We start from the raw sequence: 596 nt of genomic DNA on the forward strand, positions 1-596 counted from the left end.
TCTAATTTCAGGTTAGAATAATCCCTATGAGAAGAAGCCGTTTAAGTCAGTACAAACAAAACAAACTGATTGAGCTGTTTATTGCAAGTGTTACCGCACGCACAGCAGCGCAATTAGTTAGTGTTAATAAAAACACAGCAGCCTATTACTTTCATCGTTTACGTGTACTGATTTTTCATAACAGCCCGCATCTGGAAATGTTTGATGGCGAAGTAGAAGTTGATGAAAGCTATTTTGGCGGGCAGCGCAAAGGCAAACGGGGTCGCGGTGCAGCCGGCAAAGTGGCTGTATTCGGGCTTCTGAAGCGCAACGGCAAGGTTTACACCGTTGCTGTGCCCAATACACAAACTGCTACTTTATTGCCGATAATACGTGAGCAAGTAAAGCCTGACAGTATTGTTTATACTGATTGTTACAAAAGCTATGACGTACTTGATGTGAGTGAGTTTAGCCACTTTCGCATTAATCACAGCACACATTTTGCTGATCGACAAAATCACATCAACGGAATTGAGAACTTTTGGAATCAGGCAAAACGCCACTTACGTAAGTTTAACGGCATTCCCAAAGAGCATTTTGAGCTGTATTTGAAGGAA

Annotated in this window: 1 protein-coding gene; it reads left to right on the top strand. The window is 42.1% G+C overall.

Annotated elements, in window-relative coordinates; all coding sequences use genetic code 11:
• Positions 1–26: 26 nt before the first annotated feature.
• A partial coding sequence (locus tag HMPREF9098_RS11080; protein WP_003784948.1) for an IS1595-like element ISNesp1 family transposase occupies positions 27–596 on the top strand: 570 nt, incomplete at its 3' end.

It is taken from the genome of Kingella denitrificans ATCC 33394 (genome assembly GCF_000190695.1).
In the GTDB taxonomy this organism is placed as follows: domain Bacteria; phylum Pseudomonadota; class Gammaproteobacteria; order Burkholderiales; family Neisseriaceae; genus Kingella_A; species Kingella_A denitrificans.